The sequence below is a fragment of the Pasteurella dagmatis genome, from assembly GCF_900186835.1.
Classification (GTDB): domain Bacteria; phylum Pseudomonadota; class Gammaproteobacteria; order Enterobacterales; family Pasteurellaceae; genus Pasteurella; species Pasteurella dagmatis.
On record NZ_LT906448.1, the window covers coordinates 1,815,190 to 1,832,831 of the forward strand.

Annotated in this window: 15 protein-coding genes and 1 pseudogene; 7 read left to right on the forward strand and 9 right to left on the reverse strand. The window is 38.3% G+C overall.

Annotation, left to right across the window (positions count from 1 at the left end; all coding sequences use genetic code 11):
• Positions 1–61: 61 nt before the first annotated feature.
• The 9 genes and pseudogenes from malT to narQ all read right to left on the reverse strand — a co-directional run bounded on the left by malT (position 62) and on the right by narQ (position 11,268).
• A complete protein-coding gene (malT, locus tag CKV78_RS08255) occupies positions 62–2,755 on the reverse strand; it encodes an HTH-type transcriptional regulator MalT (protein WP_005763798.1) in 2,694 nt (897 codons plus the stop codon).
• A gap of 114 nt (positions 2,756–2,869) precedes the next feature.
• On the reverse strand, positions 2,870–4,084 hold the full coding sequence (locus CKV78_RS08260; protein ID WP_032855441.1) for an aromatic amino acid transport family protein: 1,215 nt from the start codon (positions 4,082–4,084) through the stop codon (positions 2,870–2,872).
• 229 nt (positions 4,085–4,313) lie between these two features.
• Positions 4,314–5,159 carry an RNA polymerase sigma factor RpoH gene (gene rpoH / locus CKV78_RS08265; RefSeq protein ID WP_005763802.1) on the reverse strand — a complete coding sequence of 282 codons (846 nt, stop codon included), beginning with the start codon at positions 5,157–5,159 and terminating at the stop codon, positions 4,314–4,316.
• Positions 5,160–5,287: 128 nt separating this feature from the next.
• A pseudogene (locus CKV78_RS08270) lies at positions 5,288–6,603 on the reverse strand (SLC13 family permease).
• 393 nt (positions 6,604–6,996) lie between these two features.
• On the reverse strand, positions 6,997–7,956 hold the full coding sequence (gene tehA, locus CKV78_RS08275; protein ID WP_005763808.1) for a dicarboxylate transporter/tellurite-resistance protein TehA: 960 nt from the start codon (positions 7,954–7,956) through the stop codon (positions 6,997–6,999).
• The gene (locus CKV78_RS08280) at positions 7,953–8,264 is read right to left on the reverse strand and encodes a DUF2322 family protein (RefSeq protein WP_005763810.1); all 312 of its coding nucleotides are present in this window, start codon (positions 8,262–8,264) and stop codon (positions 7,953–7,955) included. Before CKV78_RS08280 ends, tehA begins: the two co-directional genes overlap by 4 nt.
• Positions 8,265–8,276: 12 nt before the next feature.
• The gene (gene murB, locus CKV78_RS08285; protein WP_005763813.1) at positions 8,277–9,302 is read right to left on the reverse strand and encodes a UDP-N-acetylmuramate dehydrogenase; all 1,026 of its coding nucleotides are present in this window, start codon (positions 9,300–9,302) and stop codon (positions 8,277–8,279) included.
• Positions 9,303–9,305: 3 nt separating this feature from the next.
• Positions 9,306–9,563 carry a Type 1 glutamine amidotransferase-like domain-containing protein gene (locus CKV78_RS08290; protein ID WP_005763815.1) on the reverse strand — a complete coding sequence of 86 codons (258 nt, stop codon included), beginning with the start codon at positions 9,561–9,563 and terminating at the stop codon, positions 9,306–9,308.
• A 1-nt stretch (position 9,564) separates the two neighbouring features.
• On the reverse strand, positions 9,565–11,268 hold the full coding sequence (gene narQ, locus CKV78_RS08295; RefSeq protein WP_005763817.1) for a nitrate/nitrite two-component system sensor histidine kinase NarQ: 1,704 nt from the start codon (positions 11,266–11,268) through the stop codon (positions 9,565–9,567).
• Positions 11,269–11,472: 204 nt separating this feature from the next.
• On the opposite strand from narQ, the gene napF reads away from it, so the two are divergent.
• The 7 genes from napF to CKV78_RS08330 all read left to right on the forward strand — a co-directional run bounded on the left by napF (position 11,473) and on the right by CKV78_RS08330 (position 17,555).
• The gene (napF, locus tag CKV78_RS08300; protein ID WP_005763819.1) at positions 11,473–12,021 is read left to right on the forward strand and encodes a ferredoxin-type protein NapF; all 549 of its coding nucleotides are present in this window, start codon (positions 11,473–11,475) and stop codon (positions 12,019–12,021) included.
• Positions 12,014–12,289, forward strand: coding sequence for a chaperone NapD (locus CKV78_RS08305; protein ID WP_005763821.1), 276 nt, complete (start codon positions 12,014–12,016; stop codon positions 12,287–12,289). The genes napF and CKV78_RS08305 overlap by 8 nt, the downstream gene beginning before the upstream one ends.
• 45 nt (positions 12,290–12,334) lie before the next feature.
• Positions 12,335–14,821, forward strand: coding sequence for a nitrate reductase catalytic subunit NapA (gene napA, locus CKV78_RS08310; protein ID WP_032855506.1), 2,487 nt, complete (start codon positions 12,335–12,337; stop codon positions 14,819–14,821).
• A gap of 66 nt (positions 14,822–14,887) precedes the next feature.
• On the forward strand, positions 14,888–15,640 hold the full coding sequence (gene napG, locus CKV78_RS08315; RefSeq protein ID WP_005763824.1) for a ferredoxin-type protein NapG: 753 nt from the start codon (positions 14,888–14,890) through the stop codon (positions 15,638–15,640).
• Entirely contained in the window at positions 15,640–16,515 is an 876-nt protein-coding gene (napH, locus tag CKV78_RS08320; protein ID WP_005763826.1) for a quinol dehydrogenase ferredoxin subunit NapH, read from the forward strand. The genes napG and napH overlap by 1 nt, the downstream gene beginning before the upstream one ends.
• Positions 16,516–16,520: 5 nt before the next feature.
• On the forward strand, positions 16,521–16,946 hold the full coding sequence (locus CKV78_RS08325) for a nitrate reductase cytochrome c-type subunit (protein ID WP_032855443.1): 426 nt from the start codon (positions 16,521–16,523) through the stop codon (positions 16,944–16,946).
• 15 nt (positions 16,947–16,961) lie between these two features.
• Entirely contained in the window at positions 16,962–17,555 is a 594-nt protein-coding gene (locus tag CKV78_RS08330) for a cytochrome c3 family protein (RefSeq protein ID WP_005763829.1), read from the forward strand.
• The last annotated feature ends 87 nt before the right edge of the window (positions 17,556–17,642 follow it).

The window sequence follows — 17,642 nt, forward strand, 5'->3', positions numbered from 1 at the left end:
TTTATTTTTACCTTTACTCCATAAACAGCTCAGAAAGTGCGGTAGATTTTTGCCAAATTTTTTAGCTATACCCCATTAATTTCAACAATTCTCTTGTGTAATCAATAGCTTCATTACGGTTCATGACATTGATTTTCTGATACAAATTACGAATATGCGTTTTAATTGTGGTAGTCGCCACTTGCAGTTCTTCAGAAATTTGCTCATTACTGTAACCTGAGTAAATCAAGCCTAACACTTGCCATTCGCGTTGTGTGAGAGGGCTAATTTTCAGTAACTCTGGCACTTGTGGATTTTGCAATAACTTCGCGACAAACTGCTCATCAAAATGAGCAAATTTATGACGATAATATTGGTTAATATTACGCAAGATAAATTGGGCTTTATGTAATGCTAATTCATCTAATACGTTGAGTTGTAACAGTTGGCGGATTTGTTGTGCCATAATATCACCCTCAACCACAAACGCACTGATAAAGTTAGTTTGACGACTTAAACGTAAGGCTTCGATCAAATCTTTTTGTGCTAAGTCTTTCTTATTTTGTAATAAATACAATCGATTACGTAAAATTAATGCACGATTTAAACTACTAGTTAAATTCAAACGTTCAGCGGTGGCAATGATCTTATCCAAAATTAACTGTGCAGCATCATATTGTTCAACTAGGATATAAGAACGTGCCAAGTTTCTCCATTGAATTTGTGAGAAATGGTTACGATCAGTTCTAGGTTTACCATTTTGTAGCAACCAGTTTCTAGCCGCTTCCTTATCCCCTGTCATTTGCCATAACAAGGTACGTGCCTCATCTGCATTTGCTAGCCAATCATTGTGATAATTATGCGAAGTTTGTAATAAGGTCATTTCTTTTAACAAACGGCTAGCATTGTCTAAATCGCCTCTCACTAACGAAATTCGACTTAACAACGCAAGACATTGCAAAGTATCTTCAGTTTTTTGTAATACCTCCATCCCCGCATTCGCCATTGCTTCTGCGCGATCAAGACTGTACCATTCCCATAGAATTTTGCCTTTCAAACAGAGTAAAAATTCATACATCGGGACTTTTTGTAGGTGGTTTTCTTTCACAAAGCCACTGGCTTTATCTAGCATATCATAAGCGGCCTGTAAAAAACCTTGTGCCGACAGAATCTCAGATTGTTGCAATAATGACCAAAGAATATTGTGATAGGTATGATGCTGGCGTGCCATTTTTTCCGCAGATTGTTGTACATCTAAGGCTTTGCTTAAATCACCAAAGCAATGGTATGCCTCACCAATCACTGATGTTGCGACAATTTGTGCGTAGTAAAATGTATCAGGTAAATCTTTTAGGGCATCAGTTGCAAGTTCTAAGGCAGAATTTTCATCACCTTGATTAATTGCAATTTGTGCACGTAACACATCAAATTCCGCCTGCTGCTCTTTGCTGAGCTCAATATTATTTTGCTGTAAAGCATATTCAAATTCGTTAAAAATGCCATTGACTTCCGATTGTCGGTGTTGACTTTGCGCTAACCAAGCTTTAAGCAGCACTAAATTTGGATAACGCATTAGGTTACTCATATCTAACTTAGACAAACTTTGTTCTAGTAGAGCCAATTCACCATGATGGAATAAATTCCAAGCATTGTTTTGTAAAATCGACAACAAGGCGGTGGTATCTTTTAGCTGCATTGCGTGATACAAAGCTTCTGTGACATAACCTAACTCCAACCAGGCTTGCGCTGCACGCTGATGCAATTCTTCAAGCTGATCATACAATTCCGTTTCACAACATCTTGTTAAGAAAGAGGCAAATAATGCGTGGAAACGCCACCAATTATCTTCGCTATCAATTTGCTGTAGGAATAAGCCTTGTCTTTCTAAATCTTCCAATTTTTTGCGTACATTGGTATAACCAGTCAAGTGCTGAACTAATTTTTCATTCATTGAACGCAAAATCGAACACTGCAAAATAAAATAACGTGTTTCTTCATCAATACCGCTTAGCACTTCATCATTAAGATATTCGCTAATATGGAAACTGTTAAGCTTAGCAACACGCTTTGCTGCCTCTTGCAACGAAGTATTATGCTGTTTCGCGGATAAGCTGACTAATTGCAATGCCGTTGGCCAACCTTCCACTTGATCACAAAGTGCGGTCGCATCTGGCGCAGAAAATTGTTCGCCTAAACGGTTGTGGAAAAAATCTAAACTTTCTTGGTGGGTAAAAGGCAGCTGGTACATATCAATTTCGAGTAACTGCTCCTGTACTCGCAAGTTAGCGATACCTAAAGGCGGTACGGAACGTGAAATGAGCACCAATGTCATATTGGGAGGTTGATGTTTAATCCAATATTTCAATCCTTCATGAATTTCTTCATTATCAATTAAGTGATAGTCATCAATAATCAAATAAAAGTGCGGTTGAATATTTGCAATTTTTATTAATAACTGATTGAAAAGTGAAGACAAGTTAGCTTGACGATCGTTATCAGAAAGTTGTGAGTCTTGATTAATCGCTTTGGATAATGCAGCACTAAAATAAGCAGCAAAACGATCAGTTTGGTTATCACTATCATCCAAAGAATACCAACCAACATTAGCGCGACCAGCCACCCATTGCGAAATTAATGTTGTTTTTCCATAACCGGCTGGAGCATTAATAAGTACTAACGGATATTGTTCTGCCTTATCTAATAGAGCTAACAGGCGATGGCGTTCTATTGCATTTTGCAAACGGTATGAGCAACTCAGTTTAGAAGGTATCAGCATAATTTAAATAACTTTACATTACATTTAAAATGAACAAATTTTATCATATAAAGTCTGATTACTCTAATTGAGGCATATCATCAAACCTTAAAAAATGCAAAAAACTGCAATTTTTTAGCCCACAACAGAAGGTAAATACCCCATTCTAATCGCAAATGGAACTAATGTAATAGTCACACCTAAGATCAAAACAAGTAATAACATCGGTGTACCACCCATAACACGATATGCCAGATTTGGGTGCACTTGACGGGCTTTCCATACCAATGCAATAGGCAAAACGACCGCATAAAAGGCGAACATTTGTCCTGCATAACTTAATGCCAAAATAAAACCTTTTGGGTAGAAGAATGCAAACAATAATGGGGGTAAAAATGTAAGCACACCTAAAGTCATCCTACCGGCAGATACGTTAAATGCTCGTTTGAGTAAATCCTCAATACATTCAAATAACCCCAATGCAACACCTAAAAATGAAGTAATTAAGGCAAGAGCAGAAAAAACTTTCACCGCTTGTGAAATCATTGAACTTCTTGTAATTTGCAAACTTGCATCCACTAAACCATTTAAAGTTGGATCATCATTGAGAATTTGTAAAAATACGTTTTGACTTAATACACCGTGGGTCGAAAGCTGCCATACAATGTAGAAAATCAGCGTGATAATTGATCCTACTAAAATAGCAAAACGTAAGGCTTTCACATTACCTTGTAAGTAATTATTCAAGCTAGGAATTGAGCCATGGAAACCAAACGAAGTAAAAAAAATCGGACTTGCGGATAACAATAATGCTTTATCAATTGGCATCGCCATTAAGTTATCTACTGATACTTTCGGCAACATCAAAAATAATACTGAGGCAAAAGTGAATAGCATTATGCAAAAAAGTAGGCGATTTATGCCATCAACACTTTTCGTGCCAATAATTACAAAAGCCCCAAAAAATAAAGTGAATAAGCCAATGGCAATTTTAAAAGTGCTATCTTCATCCCCTATCAATGGCAAGCTGGAAGCCAGAATTGAACCGCCACCAGTAACATAAGCAGAAAGTAATGCATACAAAAACACTAACAAAACTGTTGTTGAGATCACTCGCCCAAAACGCCCAAAATATTGTGCACTTAATGAGCCAATGCCCGCATCGTGCTCAACAGTTTGATACACTTCTACAAACAATAGTGCCGTGCAAGTTAACAATGCCCATAGTGCAATGAGCAGAAAGAAGGTAAATGTAAAACCAATGCCAGCTGAGGTTAGGGGCATTGCCAGCATTCCAGCACCGATCATTGTGCCAGACACTAATAATGTACTTCCAACAGTCTTATTCACAGTATTTTCCTTATTAATATAAATTGTAAACAATACATTACAAATATTGTAAATTAATATTGCCATAAATATTAACAGGAACAATGAAGAAAGGCTATTTTGACAATATAAAATTATCAAAAATAATAGAAAATCATAAGAAATAATAGTAGGGTGTAAATTTATTCTTACAAAAAAGAGCAAGCCCGACATCATTATCGGGCTTGTAAAGATAGGTAATTAGAATTTCTTAAAAATTGACCGCACTTTTGAGTTTTTTCAGTGCATTAGTTTCTAATTGGCGAACACGTTCTGCAGAAATATTGTATTTCGCAGCTAAGTCTTGCAAGGTTGCCTTGTTATCATCTAACCAACGAGATTTGATGATATCTAAACTACGTTCATCTAAGCCTTCTAATGCAACACTTAATTGCTCGGTTGCTTGTGTTTCATAATTTTCGTCTTCTAATTCAGCCGCAAAGTTAGATCCTTTATCTTCCAAATATAATGCCGGCGAGTAAGTTTCTTCGCTGTCATCTGTTGGTAAGTCAAAGGCGACATCAGAGCCTGTCATTCGTGATTCCATTTCCATCACATCTTCAGGGGTAACTCCTAACTCATTCGCAACCATTTCAACTTCGTTTTCGTTAAACCAACCTAAACGTTGTTTTGTTTTACGTAGATTAAAGAATAATTTGCGTTGTGCTTTTGTGGTTGCCACTTTAACGATACGCCAGTTACGTAAGACATACTCATGAATTTCAGCTTTGATCCAATGCACCGCAAAAGAGACCAAACGCACGCCCACTTCTGGGTTGAAACGTTTAACTGCTTTCATCAGTCCAATGTTGCCCTCTTGAATTAAATCTGCTTGTGGAAGACCATAGCCTGAATATCCGCGAGCAACGTGGATAACAAAGCGAAGATGTGAAAGGATCAGTTTTTTCGCTGCCTCCAAATCTTCTTGATAATACAAACGTTCCGCTAATTCCTTTTCTTCCTCTGCGGTGAGCATTGGATATTCATTAGCGGCTCGGATGTAACCTTCTAAGCTGCCTTGTGGAACCAACATCATAGTTTGTGTTTCTTTATTCATTGCTTTCCTTCTTAACGATTAAGGTAAAATACCGAGCTAGTTATAGCATAAAATCCAAACAAGCGCTATTTTTTCTATATTTGCTTTATTGGTCGAATATTAGACCATTTTCTTACACAAAAGTTCCATTATAAGAAAGTAGCAATAGCTAATACCCAAATAATACTGAAAACAGGCCCTAAAATACCAATGACGATTCCTCCTAAACGAAATTCTGCTTGTTTGATTAACCCTGTACTAAAAGCAATTGCATTTGGTGGAGTTGAAACTGGTAAGAATAAGGCACAAGAAGCGCTTAATCCAATCACCAATGGTAAAATCATTGGTTTTACATCCGCACCACCAACCATAGCGAGTAACGATACTCCCATCGGAATTAAAATTGTCGTTGCTGCAGTATTACTCATAAAGTTAGATAAAATGACGGTAATAAATCCAAATAATACTAACAACATAATAAAGCTCACTTGAATATGACTAATTTGCTCAACAAAATGTGCTGCAATACGTTGTTCTTCAATAGCAAGACCAAGTGCTAAGCCTCCAGCAACTAGCATTAGAGTATCCCAAGGTAATTTACGAATATCTTTTTCATTTAATACCCCCGTCATTGTCAAACCAACAATCGGTATACCTGAAGCAGCTGCCACTGGAATGCCAATCCATTTCGAAGTTAACCAACAGAATAATGTGACAGCTAAAATCACTAATACTACTAATACTATTGTTTTATGCAAAATTTCAACACGATTTGATTGCACTTTGGTCGTTTCTTGTAAAAAGCTAAAATCTAAGTTTTCCGTTTGACTCACTTCGTATTTTTTGACTAAGACTCTCCAAAAAATAAACAATAACAAAATCGCTAAAGGTACACCAACAATCATCCATTCCAAAAATGAAATTGGATAACCTAATTTCTCTAAGGCACCCACTGCAATAGCATTAGGTGCAGAACCAATAATCGTACCCATTCCGCCAACAGAGGCAGCGGCAGGAATACCTAACAATAAGGCTTTGGATAAATTTGAACTGCTATCTAAACGAGTAAATAAAGGGCTAATGGTAGCAATCATCATTGCAGTAGTTGCGACATAGCTGCAGTCACCAACATTAATCCCCACAGCACATTGACAGGATTAGTTCCAAAAGTGGGTAACACAGCTTTTAATAGCAATAAATCTAATTTTGTTTTTTTCATTGCTTCAGCAAGAAAAAAACCTCCTAGAAATAGCCAAATAACACTATCGGACCAAGTTTGTAAGTATTGGATCGCATCATATGCTTCACTTTTACCCATCACAAGGACAAGAAAGCCAACAATCAATACACTGACAGAGAACGGTGGAATGGCTTCAGTCACCCATAAACATATGGCAAAGAAAAGTAAGAATAAAACGTAATTCTGTACTTTCGTAAAACTTGCATCTGAAAGTAAGAATGTCATCACTAAAGCAAACAGGATTGATGCGCAGAATAAAAGAAAATTTCTATTTTGGGTAATTCTAATAACTTGAGAAAATGAGTTCATATCCGTGAATGACCTCATTAATACCATCAGAACAGACTTGATTGTAATAAAAATATCTTATCCATAACCTGATCTTGTTCAAAGAATTAGCTTTTTTGTAATAACAAGGAAACAGAAATGTTGTTATGTAAAATGTAATATCTAAATTATGTTATGCATTTTCGACTAATGCTAAAAGCAACACATCTATCTTCTTGATGGGTATCCTAATGTGTAGAAAAGAAATTGCATTAACGATTAAGCAAATCAGAACAACGACTTTCAAGTGACCCTGGTTATTCCCACCTAAAAGCCGTCAAAGTGCGGTTATTATTTAACGAAAAATCGTTTACTGAAAATTAAATATAAGGTTGCTACAAATAATAGCCCAATGGTGAAATTTGCAAAGATAAACATCACTAAACCTAGCTTGGCAAAAAGTGGGGCAATTGAGCTTTGGTAAACAAATAAACCTACTTTCGCCATTGATGCTAAACCGAATGAGAATGCCCAAGCTGAAGGTGTGAAACCATTAACAAAAATCCAAGGCAATAAACGGACGAGAAAAAGCAGTTGTAATAAGCCATAACCAATCAGCATTTTTACAAACAAATCAATTTGCCCACCATTTACCGAAAGATAAGCTGAACAGCCTACAAATGCTGGAGCAAGCTGAATACCAATACCCATTCGCAAAGGCTCAGGAACTGGTTGCAAAGTCCGTAAACGCTGTAATACTGAAGGTTCAAGCATTACCCAAGAGAAAAATCCCGCCCCAAAAAAGAGCATCCCAAAATCATTGTAACCTAAATATCCCAGTGCTGTAGCACTCACAAAATTAGTCGCTACTGTAGGTAAGTAAATCACAGGCGTAGTAAATTCGGGTTGATGTGTGCCTCGCCACATTCCCGCAATATAATAGGTGGCGAATGCAAGCTGGCTCACAATGCCAATAGCCATTAAGAAATAGCCAAATGACAAAGAATAAGGCATTGCACCAATCCCGACTAAGGTGGTAGTAATCGGAATTAAACTGACAAAGCTCCCAAGCAATTTATGCTGAAAATCCATTTTTGCTTGTTGAGGGAAACAAATCCATTTCCAAAGAAACGCTAAAATAAAGCAAACCCAGAGCACACTTGCAAGTAAAAATAAAACTTGATTAATTTCTAATGAAAAATCCCACACGGGTATCGCATAATGCCACGCTAAACTTAGCGCAGATAATCCAAGTACAATGCCAAAATAATTGATTGGAATAGGAAATGGTTTTGTATTTACATCTGTCATTTTTGGAGTACTAACTGATAGTTAAGATTGTTCTCAATAACATGGAATAGAAGATCAATATTGGGGTGTTTCCCCACATTAAATTTGGCATCTTCTGTATGTTCAGCAAAAAGCTGTAAGCCTTTCTGCGCGGAAGTGCGGTCTAATTTTCCATTAAATTCTTCTGCTAATGCATTGTACACACGTAATGATCCCAATTTTCCCTCAATAGCAGGAATATGGTGTACTTGTGTATCGCCATGCATTACGGCTAAGCCAGAAAGATGCTCAATGCTCGGCAGTGTGTCTAAAATTGTCTTAAAATCCATAAATTACCTCATTTAACTGATTGCTTTTTCACTATCAACCTCACCTTCTGCACCAATAAAACGCACTTCAGGCTGTAACCACACATCAAAGCGTTGAGCCACTTTTTGACGGATGTGATGGGCTAATTCTACTACATCTGAACCTGTTGCATTACCTGTATTAATAATTACTAACGCTTGCTGTTGATGCACTGCCGCACCTCCGATTTGATAGCCTTTTAAGCCACATTGATCAATCAGCCAACCCGCTGCTAATTTCACCGTTCCATCAGCTTGTGGGAAGTTCGGCATTGTTGGGTATTCATCAATAAGGCTATCAAAATGTGCTTGTGACACCACTGGATTCTTAAAGAAGCTGCCTGCATTACCAAAGACTTTTGGATCAGGTAATTTACTTCTACGAACAGCACACACTTCATCAAAAATTTGTTGAGAAGTGACCGCACTTTCATCAAAATTCGCCAACGAGCCATATTTTAATACGGGTTTCCATGCTTTTGCCAGTTTCAAACCAATGGCAATAATTACATAACCTTGCACATAATCACGCTTAAAAATGCTATCGCGATAAGCAAATTGGCATTCCTCATTGCTTAAACGAAAAACCTCACCAGTGATTAAATTTAAAACATCGACATAATCACACACATCTTTAAATTCAACACCATATGCACCGATATTCTGAATAGGCGCAGAACCTGCACAGCCTGGGATCAACGCAAGGTTTTCCAAACCATAAATCCCCTGCGCTAAGCTCCATTCTACTAACTTGTGCCAATTCTCACCGCCTTTCACATCTATATAATGAAAATCATCATCTTCACGATGATTAATGCCCAACAAATGATTAATTAGCACAGTACCGTTAAAATCTTGTAAGAATAAGACATTACTGCCTTCTCCCAAAAACAGCACAGGCTGTTGGATTGCCTGACATTCATCCCATTGCTGTTTCAAGTGTTCAGGATTCGTAATTTCAACAATTTTTTGTGCATTCGCAGGCAATGAAAATGTATGAAAAGTCTTTAAGCTCTGCATAGTTTATCCTTGAATTTTTGTCTTTATTGTAACAAGATCCGCATCCACGATGATGGCTTGTTCATTAGTAATTGGTATTAAATGTAATGTAGTAGAGTAAGTATCAACCATATTTTTTGCTGCCTCTACATAAAATGTCACTTCTTCAACTTTGCTCGCAGTAGGAATAAAAGCAACTTTTTTACCCCTAAGTTCTCCCATAAACTCACTGAATAAATCAATGACATTTGCAAAAGAAGAGGATAAAAATAATTTACTCATTTTAAACTCCGAGGTGATTTAACGTCAGTGTCACTTCAGTGCCACCTGAAGTGCGGTTCGAAATTTTTAAATTTGCTTTTAGCTGTGTAGCACGCTCATTCATAATATTAAGCCCGTAATGTCCATCAGGCTCTTCTAAACTTGGGATCCCCACCCCATCATCACGCACAATCAATTCATATTCACCATCTTCGTTAGTGTGTGCAATGACTTCTATCAAACTTCCTTTGGAATGTTTAATTGCATTTAATACTGACTCACGCACAATTTGTAACACGTGAACTAATTGTTGTGCACTAAAACTTTGTGAAGGCAATGAACATTGCACTGTCATTTGCATATCCGTTTGTCCACGTAAAGACTCTACCACCTGCTCTAATGCAAGCTTCAGATTTGCCTCTTGTACCGTCAAGCGGAATGTTGCTAATAATTCACGCAATTGCACATAACCATCGCGCAGTGCCTGCTCAAAACTAGCAATGATAGAAAGGCTTTTTTCTTTAGCCGATTCATCTTCTCTTTCTAAATTGTGTTTTAACAAGGTCAACTGAATTTGTAAAAATGCCAGTACTTGTGCTAATGAATCGTGTAATTCTCTAGCAATAATGGAACGTTCTTCCATTAACAATAGCTGTTGTTGTTGGCGCTGTGTTTTATGGAAATATAAGGTTCGACTTAATATTTGTGCGATATTGCGCATAGTACGAGGATCTGGGCAAGGTAATCCTGCTTGCCAATAAAATACAGCTAATTTATCGTTTTCAATCGTTAACACTACTTCTTGGCAATCTAAATTCGTTTGTTGCTCACCAAAAGTTAAATCCCAATGTTCTGCACCATCCACAACTAACGAAATATAACGTAAATGCTCACTAACAAAGATGTTTTTTAACACATCTCTTAAAATCAGTTCATCGACACTATTTGTCGTTAATTGCTGCGAACTTTCATATAACATCGTCAAAGAGCGGTTAGTTTGACGTAACTTTTGCGTTTTTTCATTCACGCTTTTCTCTAATGAAGAATACAATTTGCCTAGCTCATTTGACATTTGCGTAAATGCGCTCGCCAAATTCCCTAATTCATTGTCCTTCTTGGTGTCTAGTTTAACGTGATTAAATTGACGCATTTGAACTTGAATGCTGGCACGAGTGAGTTGTTCTAAAGGCATTACCACTTGTTTACGAGCATACCAAATCACATAAGAGACCATTACCACGATAAACAACATTGAAATTGAAATAATTAAGACTGCAATAATCCACTTTTTCTCGGCAAATCGCTGCAAAGTAAAGACAAATTTATCCACTTGTGCTACATAATCTGTAATTTCACGTTGGTAAGCCGAAATATTATTATCTTGCGCATAGGCTTCCATTACTTGCCAGCGTTTAATTAAGTTATGGTACGATACTTTCACTTCATTCGAAGCAAACCATTGGCGATCAATATCTGCTAAAGGAGAAGAATGTAAACTGAGACGATATAAACGCAGTCTATTTTCTACAGCTTCAGGTTGATGCTCTAATTCATTTAGTAAACGATAACTCTGCATCCGCAACGAGCCTGACACATTAATTGACTCCGCATCAGATTTATTACTTGCCATAATAATTAAGCTCAATGAAGCAATTACACCTGCAAAAATGATGATGATAAAGAGATAATTTGCAATTTTAGTCGATACGGAATTTTTAATTTTCACAAGTCAATTTCCTGCCCAAATTTCATATATTCAGTGTAACAAAAAAACGTAGTAATTTTTACTTTCTAGCAAAATTTGATCTAGCACAAGAAAACCACGAATTTTCAGCCATCTTCCAGTGAAATACCCAATTAGGGGAGTATGAATTTTGAACCAGCAGTTGATAATGCGAGATCTAAATAAAGGTAGAATAAGGAACTTGTAATGGCTGTTGAAAACTTACCTCGTCGCAATTTTTTACGTGGGCAGTTTTTCACTTCACTACAATCGGACCAAATAAAGCAACAAGGTTTTAATGGGATTCGTCCCCCTTGGGCAGTTAACAATACCCTCTTTATCCAAAATTGCACCCGCTGTGATGCTTGTATTCAAGCTTGCGAAACGAAAATTCTAATAAAAGGCAAGGGTGGATTTCCAGAAATTCAATTTAATCGCGGTGAATGCACCTTTTGCCAAAAATGTGTTGAAGTTTGTCAGCAACCTGTGTTTAGACCACTCAGTGAACTGGCTTGGGCGCACAAAGTGGAAATTACTGCTAGTTGCTTAACGCATAAATCAGTCGAGTGTCGAAGCTGTGAAGATAGTTGTGAAATGCGTGCAATTCGTTTTAAACGATTATTAGGACAAGTTTCACAGCCTACCTTAGATTTGGATAGCTGTAATGGCTGTGGTGCTTGTATAAAAGGCTGCCCCGTTTCTGCAATTAAAGTGTTATGTATTACACCAAACGAATTGGACACAAAAAATGATTGAAACTATCACAATGGAAAATGCAAAAGACTGGCATGTATGTGGGTTAATTGTACAAATAAATCCAGACAAAATGGAAGCAATTCAGACCGCACTTTTAGCAATGCCGAATACCGAAATTCCAGCGTTTGATGCACAGAAAGGTAAGCTAGTTGTCGTAATGCAATCTCATGACAAACATGTATTACACGAGCAAATGGAAGCATCAAGAGATATTGATGGTGTAATTGATGTATCGCTGGTTTACCATCAGCAAGATGAAAACGAATAAAACACAATGGTTCAAGACAAATATAGTGGGGGAAACGCTATGAATGTGAATTTAAGTCGTCGTGACTTTATGAAAACCAATGCTGCGGTTGCTGCTGCAACTGTGGCGGGTTTAGCTATTCCAGTACAAAACGTGGAAGCAGCAACAGATACAACTATAAAATGGGACAAAGCACCTTGCCGTTTCTGTGGTACTGGTTGTAGCGTTTTAGTAGGTACACAAAATGGCCGTGTAGTAGCATCTCAAGGTGACCCAGACGCAGAAGTAAACCGTGGTTTAAACTGTATCAAAGGCTATTTCTTACCCAAAATTATGTATGGTAAAGACCGTTTAACATCACCAATGTTACGCATGAAGAATGGTAAGTTTGATAAAAACGGCGAATTCACACCTATTTCTTGGGATCAAGCCTTTACCATCATGGCAGAGAAATTCAAAAAAGCGTTGAAAGAAAAAGGTCCGAACGGTGCTGGTATGTTCACCTCTGGTCAGTCAACAATTTTTGAAGGTATAGCAAAATCAAAATTATTCAAGGCAGGCTTACGCTCAAATAACATTGATCCAAACGCACGTCACTGTATGGCATCAGCAGCTGTTGCGTTTATGCGAACTTTCGGTATGGATGAACCAATGGGTTGTTATGATGACATAGAAAAAGCAGATGCTTTCGTACTTTGGGGCTCAAATATGGCAGAAATGCACCCAATTTTATGGTCACGTATTTCTGATCGTCGTTTATCTCACCCACATGTAAAAGTTGCTGTCCTTTCTACTTTTGAGCATCGTTCATTTGAACTGGCAGATTTAGGTGTCATCTTCAAGCCTCAATCAGATTTAGCAATCATGAACTACATTGCAAATTATTTGATTGAGCACAATGCACTTGATAACGACTTTATCCAAAAACACACTAAGTTTAAACGTGGTGAAACCGATATAGGTTACGGATTACGTGAAACTCACGAGCTAGAAAAAGCAGCGAAAAATGTGAAAACTGCTGGCAAAATGCACGATAGTGATTTTGAAGAATATAAAAAACTCGTTGCTCCATACACGCTTGAAAAAGCACACGAAATTTCTGGTGTACCAAAAGATCAGCTTGAAGCATTAGCGAAAATGTATGCGGATCCAAAACTCAACATCGTATCTTTCTGGACAATGGGCTTTAACCAACATACTCGTGGTGTATGGGCGAACCACTTAATTTATAACATTCATTTATTAACTGGCAAAATTTCAAAACCGGGCTGTGGTCCATTCTCATTAACAGGCCAACCATCCGCTTGTGGTACTGCACGTGAGGTGGGTACATTTGCACACCGCTTACCAGCAGATTTAGTGGTGACTAATCCAAAACATGTTGAAAAAGCAGAGAAGCTTTGGAAATTGCCAAAAGGTGTGATTCAAACACAAGTAGGTTACCATGCTGTTGCACAAGACCGAGCCTTAAAAGATAAGAAAATGAATGTGTTATGGCAAATGTGTACCAATAACATGCAAGGTGGTCCAAACATTAATCAGGAGCGTTTTCCGGGTTGGCGTGATGAAGAAAACTTCATTATCGTTTCAGATCCTTATCCAACAGTTTCTGCATTAGCCGCAGACTTGATTTTACCAACCGCAATGTGGGTAGAAAAAGAAGGTGCTTATGGTAATGCTGAGCGTCGTACACAATTTTGGTATCAACAAGTGAAGGCTCCGGGTGAATCTAAATCTGATGTATGGCAATTAGTTGAGTTTTCTAAATACTTTACTACTGATGAAATGTGGCCTGCAGAAGTCTTGGCTGCGAACCCTGAATATAAAGGGAAAACCCTTTATGAAGTGTTATTCCGCAATGGTCAAGTAGATAAATTCCAAGTCCCAACAGATAAGCCGGGTTATTTAAACGATGAAGCAGAACATTTCGGTTTCTATTTACAAAAAGGGTTATTTGAAGAATATGCTGTATTTGGTCGTGGTCATGGCCATGATTTAGCAGACTTTGAGGTATATCACAAAGCACGTGGTTTACGTTGGCCAGTGGTTGATGGTAAAGAAACTTTATGGCGTTATCGCGAAGGTTATGATCCATATGTGAAAGAGGGTGAAGGTGTAGCGTTCTATGGCTACCCTGATAAGCGTGCAATTATCTTAGCTGTGCCTTATGAGCCACCAGCAGAAGCACCTGATGCTGAATATGACTTATGGTTAAGTACAGGGCGAGTATTAGAACATTGGCATACCGGTACAATGACTCGCCGTGTACCTGAATTACACCGTTCCTTCCCAAATAACTTGGTTTGGATGCACCCATTAGATGCGAAAGCACGTGGTTTACGTCATGGTGACAAAGTGAAAGTCACTTCACGTCGTGGTGAGATTATTTCTCACTTAGATACACGTGGTCGTAACAAAGTACCACAAGGCTTAGTGTACACCACATTCTTTGATGCAGGTCAGTTAGCAAACTACTTAACATTAGATGCAACAGACCCGATTTCCAAAGAAACCGACTTCAAAAAATGTGCGGTCAAAGTGGAAAAAGCATAATCCGTTAAATTTAATGAGGAACGACCGCACTTTCTGTAATACAGAAAAGTGCGGTTGAAAAATCAAATGAAAAAACCAGTTGTGAATCCCGAACGTCGTCGCTTTTTTAAAGATGCTACCCGCACTGCCTGTGGGTTGGCAGGGGTTGGCTTGTTATTAGGGTTACAACAAAAGCAAAGTTTAGCACGTGAAGGTGTAGCATTACGCCCACCATTTGCTATTGCAAACGATCAAGAATTTTCTGCTGCGTGTATTCGTTGCGGACAATGTGTCCAAGCTTGTCCTTACGATATGTTACATTTGGCATCCTTGTTATCGCCTATGGAAGCGGGCACGCCTTATTTTATTGCTCGTGATAAACCTTGTGAAATGTGTGAAGACATTCCTTGTGCTAAAGCTTGTCCAACAGGTGCATTAGATAATCAAGCGACAGATATTAATGAAGCACGTATGGGCTTATCCGTCCTACTCGATCAAGAAACTTGCTTAAATTGGCAAGGTTTGCGTTGTGATGTGTGTTATCGCGTTTGTCCTTTGATTGGCAAAGCGATTACGCTTGAAATGCAACATAATGATCGTTCTGATAAACACGCAAAATTTATTCCAACCGTACATTCCAATGCTTGTACCGGTTGTGGTAAATGTGAGGAAGCTTGTGTGCTAGAAGTTGCAGCAATCAAAGTGTTACCGATGGATCTGGCAAAAGGTATGCTAGGTCAACATTATCGTTTAGGTTGGGAAGAGAAAGAAAAGGCCGGTCATTCACTTGCACCAGAAGGCATTATTACTCTACCAACACGTTTACCGGAGAGTTTGTAATGGCAAATTCACCGAAATATACCGGCAAAGAAGCACGTGAAAAATTAGGTTGGTGGCACGCAAATCGCTTTCTATTTTGGCGACGTCTCACGCAACTAAGCATTTTAGCAATGTTTTTAAGTGGACCTTATGTAGGCATTTGGATTTTAAAAGGCAATTACAGCGGCAGTCTGCTTTTCGACATTATCCCGATGTCTGATCCACTTATTATCGCAGAAAGTATTGCAACGGGATTCATTCCAACAATGACCGCACTTTTAGGTGTTGCCATTGTGATTGGTACATACGCAATTTTAGGAAGCCGTATTTTCTGTGCGTGGGTTTGCCCACTTAACGTGGTGACAGATGTTTCAGCTTGGCTTAGACGTAAACTTGAAATTCGACAATCGGCAAAACTTCCGCGTGGATTACGTTATGGTATTTTATTGATGATCCTTGTAGGAAGTGCGGTCAGTGGTCTATTACTTTGGGAATGGTTAAACCCCGTCGCAGCCTTAGGGCGTGCGTTAATTTACGGCTTCGGTGCCACAGCTTGGCTTGTGCTTGCGGTTTTCTTATTTGATTTATTTATTGTAGAACACGGTTGGTGCGGACATCTATGTCCAATTGGCGCAGCGTACGGTGTAATTGGTGCAAAAGGTATTCTTCGTATCAAAGTCGAAAATCGTAGTAAATGCGACAATTGTATGGACTGTTATAACGTCTGTCCGGAACCTCAAGTGTTACGCGCACCTCTACACGGAAAAAATAACGAAAGCCCACTCGTGCTTTCAAAAGATTGTATCAGCTGCGGACGTTGTATCGACGTTTGTCCTGAAAAAGTATTTATATTTACAACTCGATTTAATAATTCAGTTAATCATTCGGGGGAGTGATCAAAATGAAAAAAACTATCCTAATTTTAACCGCACTTTTCGCTTTCTCAGCCCAAGCAAATGAGGTGAAAGTAGGCCATGGCATCCAAGATTCACCAGAACACGTTGCGCCTGCATTCCACAATGCACCAAAAGAAAGCGATCTCGCACCATTAAACTACGTAAACCAACCTCCAATGGTGCCACATGCAACAAAAAATTACCAAGTGACTAAAAATATTAACCAATGCTTAACTTGCCACAGCCCTGAAGCATCTCGTGTGACAGGGGCGACTCGCATTAGCCCAACACATTTTATGGATCGTGATGGCAACATCGTAGGTGGAACATCACCACGTCGTTACTTCTGCCTACAGTGCCACGTTTCTCAATCTGATGTGGAACCTATTGTTCAAAACGAATTTAAACCAATGGCTGGATTTGGCAAATAATTTAAGGACTGAATTATGTTGAACTTAATTAAACGCTTTTGGACGTGGTTCCGCACGCCAAGCCGTATTGCAGTTGGAACCTTGATTACACTTGCTTTTATTGCAGGGATCGTTTCATGGGTAGGTTTCAACTATGGTATGGAACAAACTAATACGGAAGAATTTTGTGTGAGTTGCCATAGCAATGATGTTTATCCTGAATATCTACATACTGCCCATTATCAAAATCGTAGTGGAATAAAAGCAACTTGTCCAGATTGCCATGTACCACATGAATTTATCCCTAAAATGATTCGTAAATTACAAGCAAGCCGTGAAGTTTACGCACATGTGATGGGATATACCGATACGATTGATAAATTCAATTCTCGTCGCTTACACATGGCTGAACGTGAATGGGCTAGATTAAAAGCCAATGACTCACAAGAATGCCGTAACTGTCATAATTTTGAGAATATGGATTTTAGCCAACAAAAAACAGTGGCTGAAAAAATGCATACTTTAGCTGTACAGGAAGGTAAAACCTGCATTGATTGCCATAAAGGTATTGCACATCAATTACCTGATATGAGTGGTATTGAATCCGGCTTCAGTTCAGAGAAAAAATAATCTTAATTTTATAGTTTCCCCTTTAACATCTGCATCATAAATCATGTGATGCAGATTTTTATATTTTAAAAACCTCATTTTTTCGAT

Excerpts from the sequence above, each read along its gene's own strand:
- CKV78_RS08280 (WP_005763810.1), bottom strand. The coding sequence starts at position 8,264 with ATGGATTTTAAGACAATTTTAGACACACTGCCGAGCATTGAGCATCTT.
- tehA (WP_005763808.1), bottom strand. The coding sequence starts at position 7,956 with ATGACAGATGTAAATACAAAACCATTTCCTATTCCAATCAATTATTTT.
- napH (WP_005763826.1), top strand. The coding sequence starts at position 15,640 with ATGGCAAATTCACCGAAATATACCGGCAAAGAAGCACGTGAAAAATTA.
- murB (WP_005763813.1), bottom strand. The coding sequence starts at position 9,302 with ATGCAGAGCTTAAAGACTTTTCATACATTTTCATTGCCTGCGAATGCA.
- CKV78_RS08290 (WP_005763815.1), bottom strand. The coding sequence starts at position 9,563 with ATGAGTAAATTATTTTTATCCTCTTCTTTTGCAAATGTCATTGATTTA.
- CKV78_RS08330 (WP_005763829.1), top strand. The coding sequence starts at position 16,962 with ATGTTGAACTTAATTAAACGCTTTTGGACGTGGTTCCGCACGCCAAGC.
- CKV78_RS08305 (WP_005763821.1), top strand. The coding sequence starts at position 12,014 with ATGATTGAAACTATCACAATGGAAAATGCAAAAGACTGGCATGTATGT.
- napF (WP_005763819.1), top strand. The coding sequence starts at position 11,473 with ATGGCTGTTGAAAACTTACCTCGTCGCAATTTTTTACGTGGGCAGTTT.
- CKV78_RS08325 (WP_032855443.1), top strand. The coding sequence starts at position 16,521 with ATGAAAAAAACTATCCTAATTTTAACCGCACTTTTCGCTTTCTCAGCC.
- malT (WP_005763798.1), bottom strand. The coding sequence starts at position 2,755 with ATGCTGATACCTTCTAAACTGAGTTGCTCATACCGTTTGCAAAATGCA.
- napG (WP_005763824.1), top strand. The coding sequence starts at position 14,888 with ATGAAAAAACCAGTTGTGAATCCCGAACGTCGTCGCTTTTTTAAAGAT.
- rpoH (WP_005763802.1), bottom strand. The coding sequence starts at position 5,159 with ATGAATAAAGAAACACAAACTATGATGTTGGTTCCACAAGGCAGCTTA.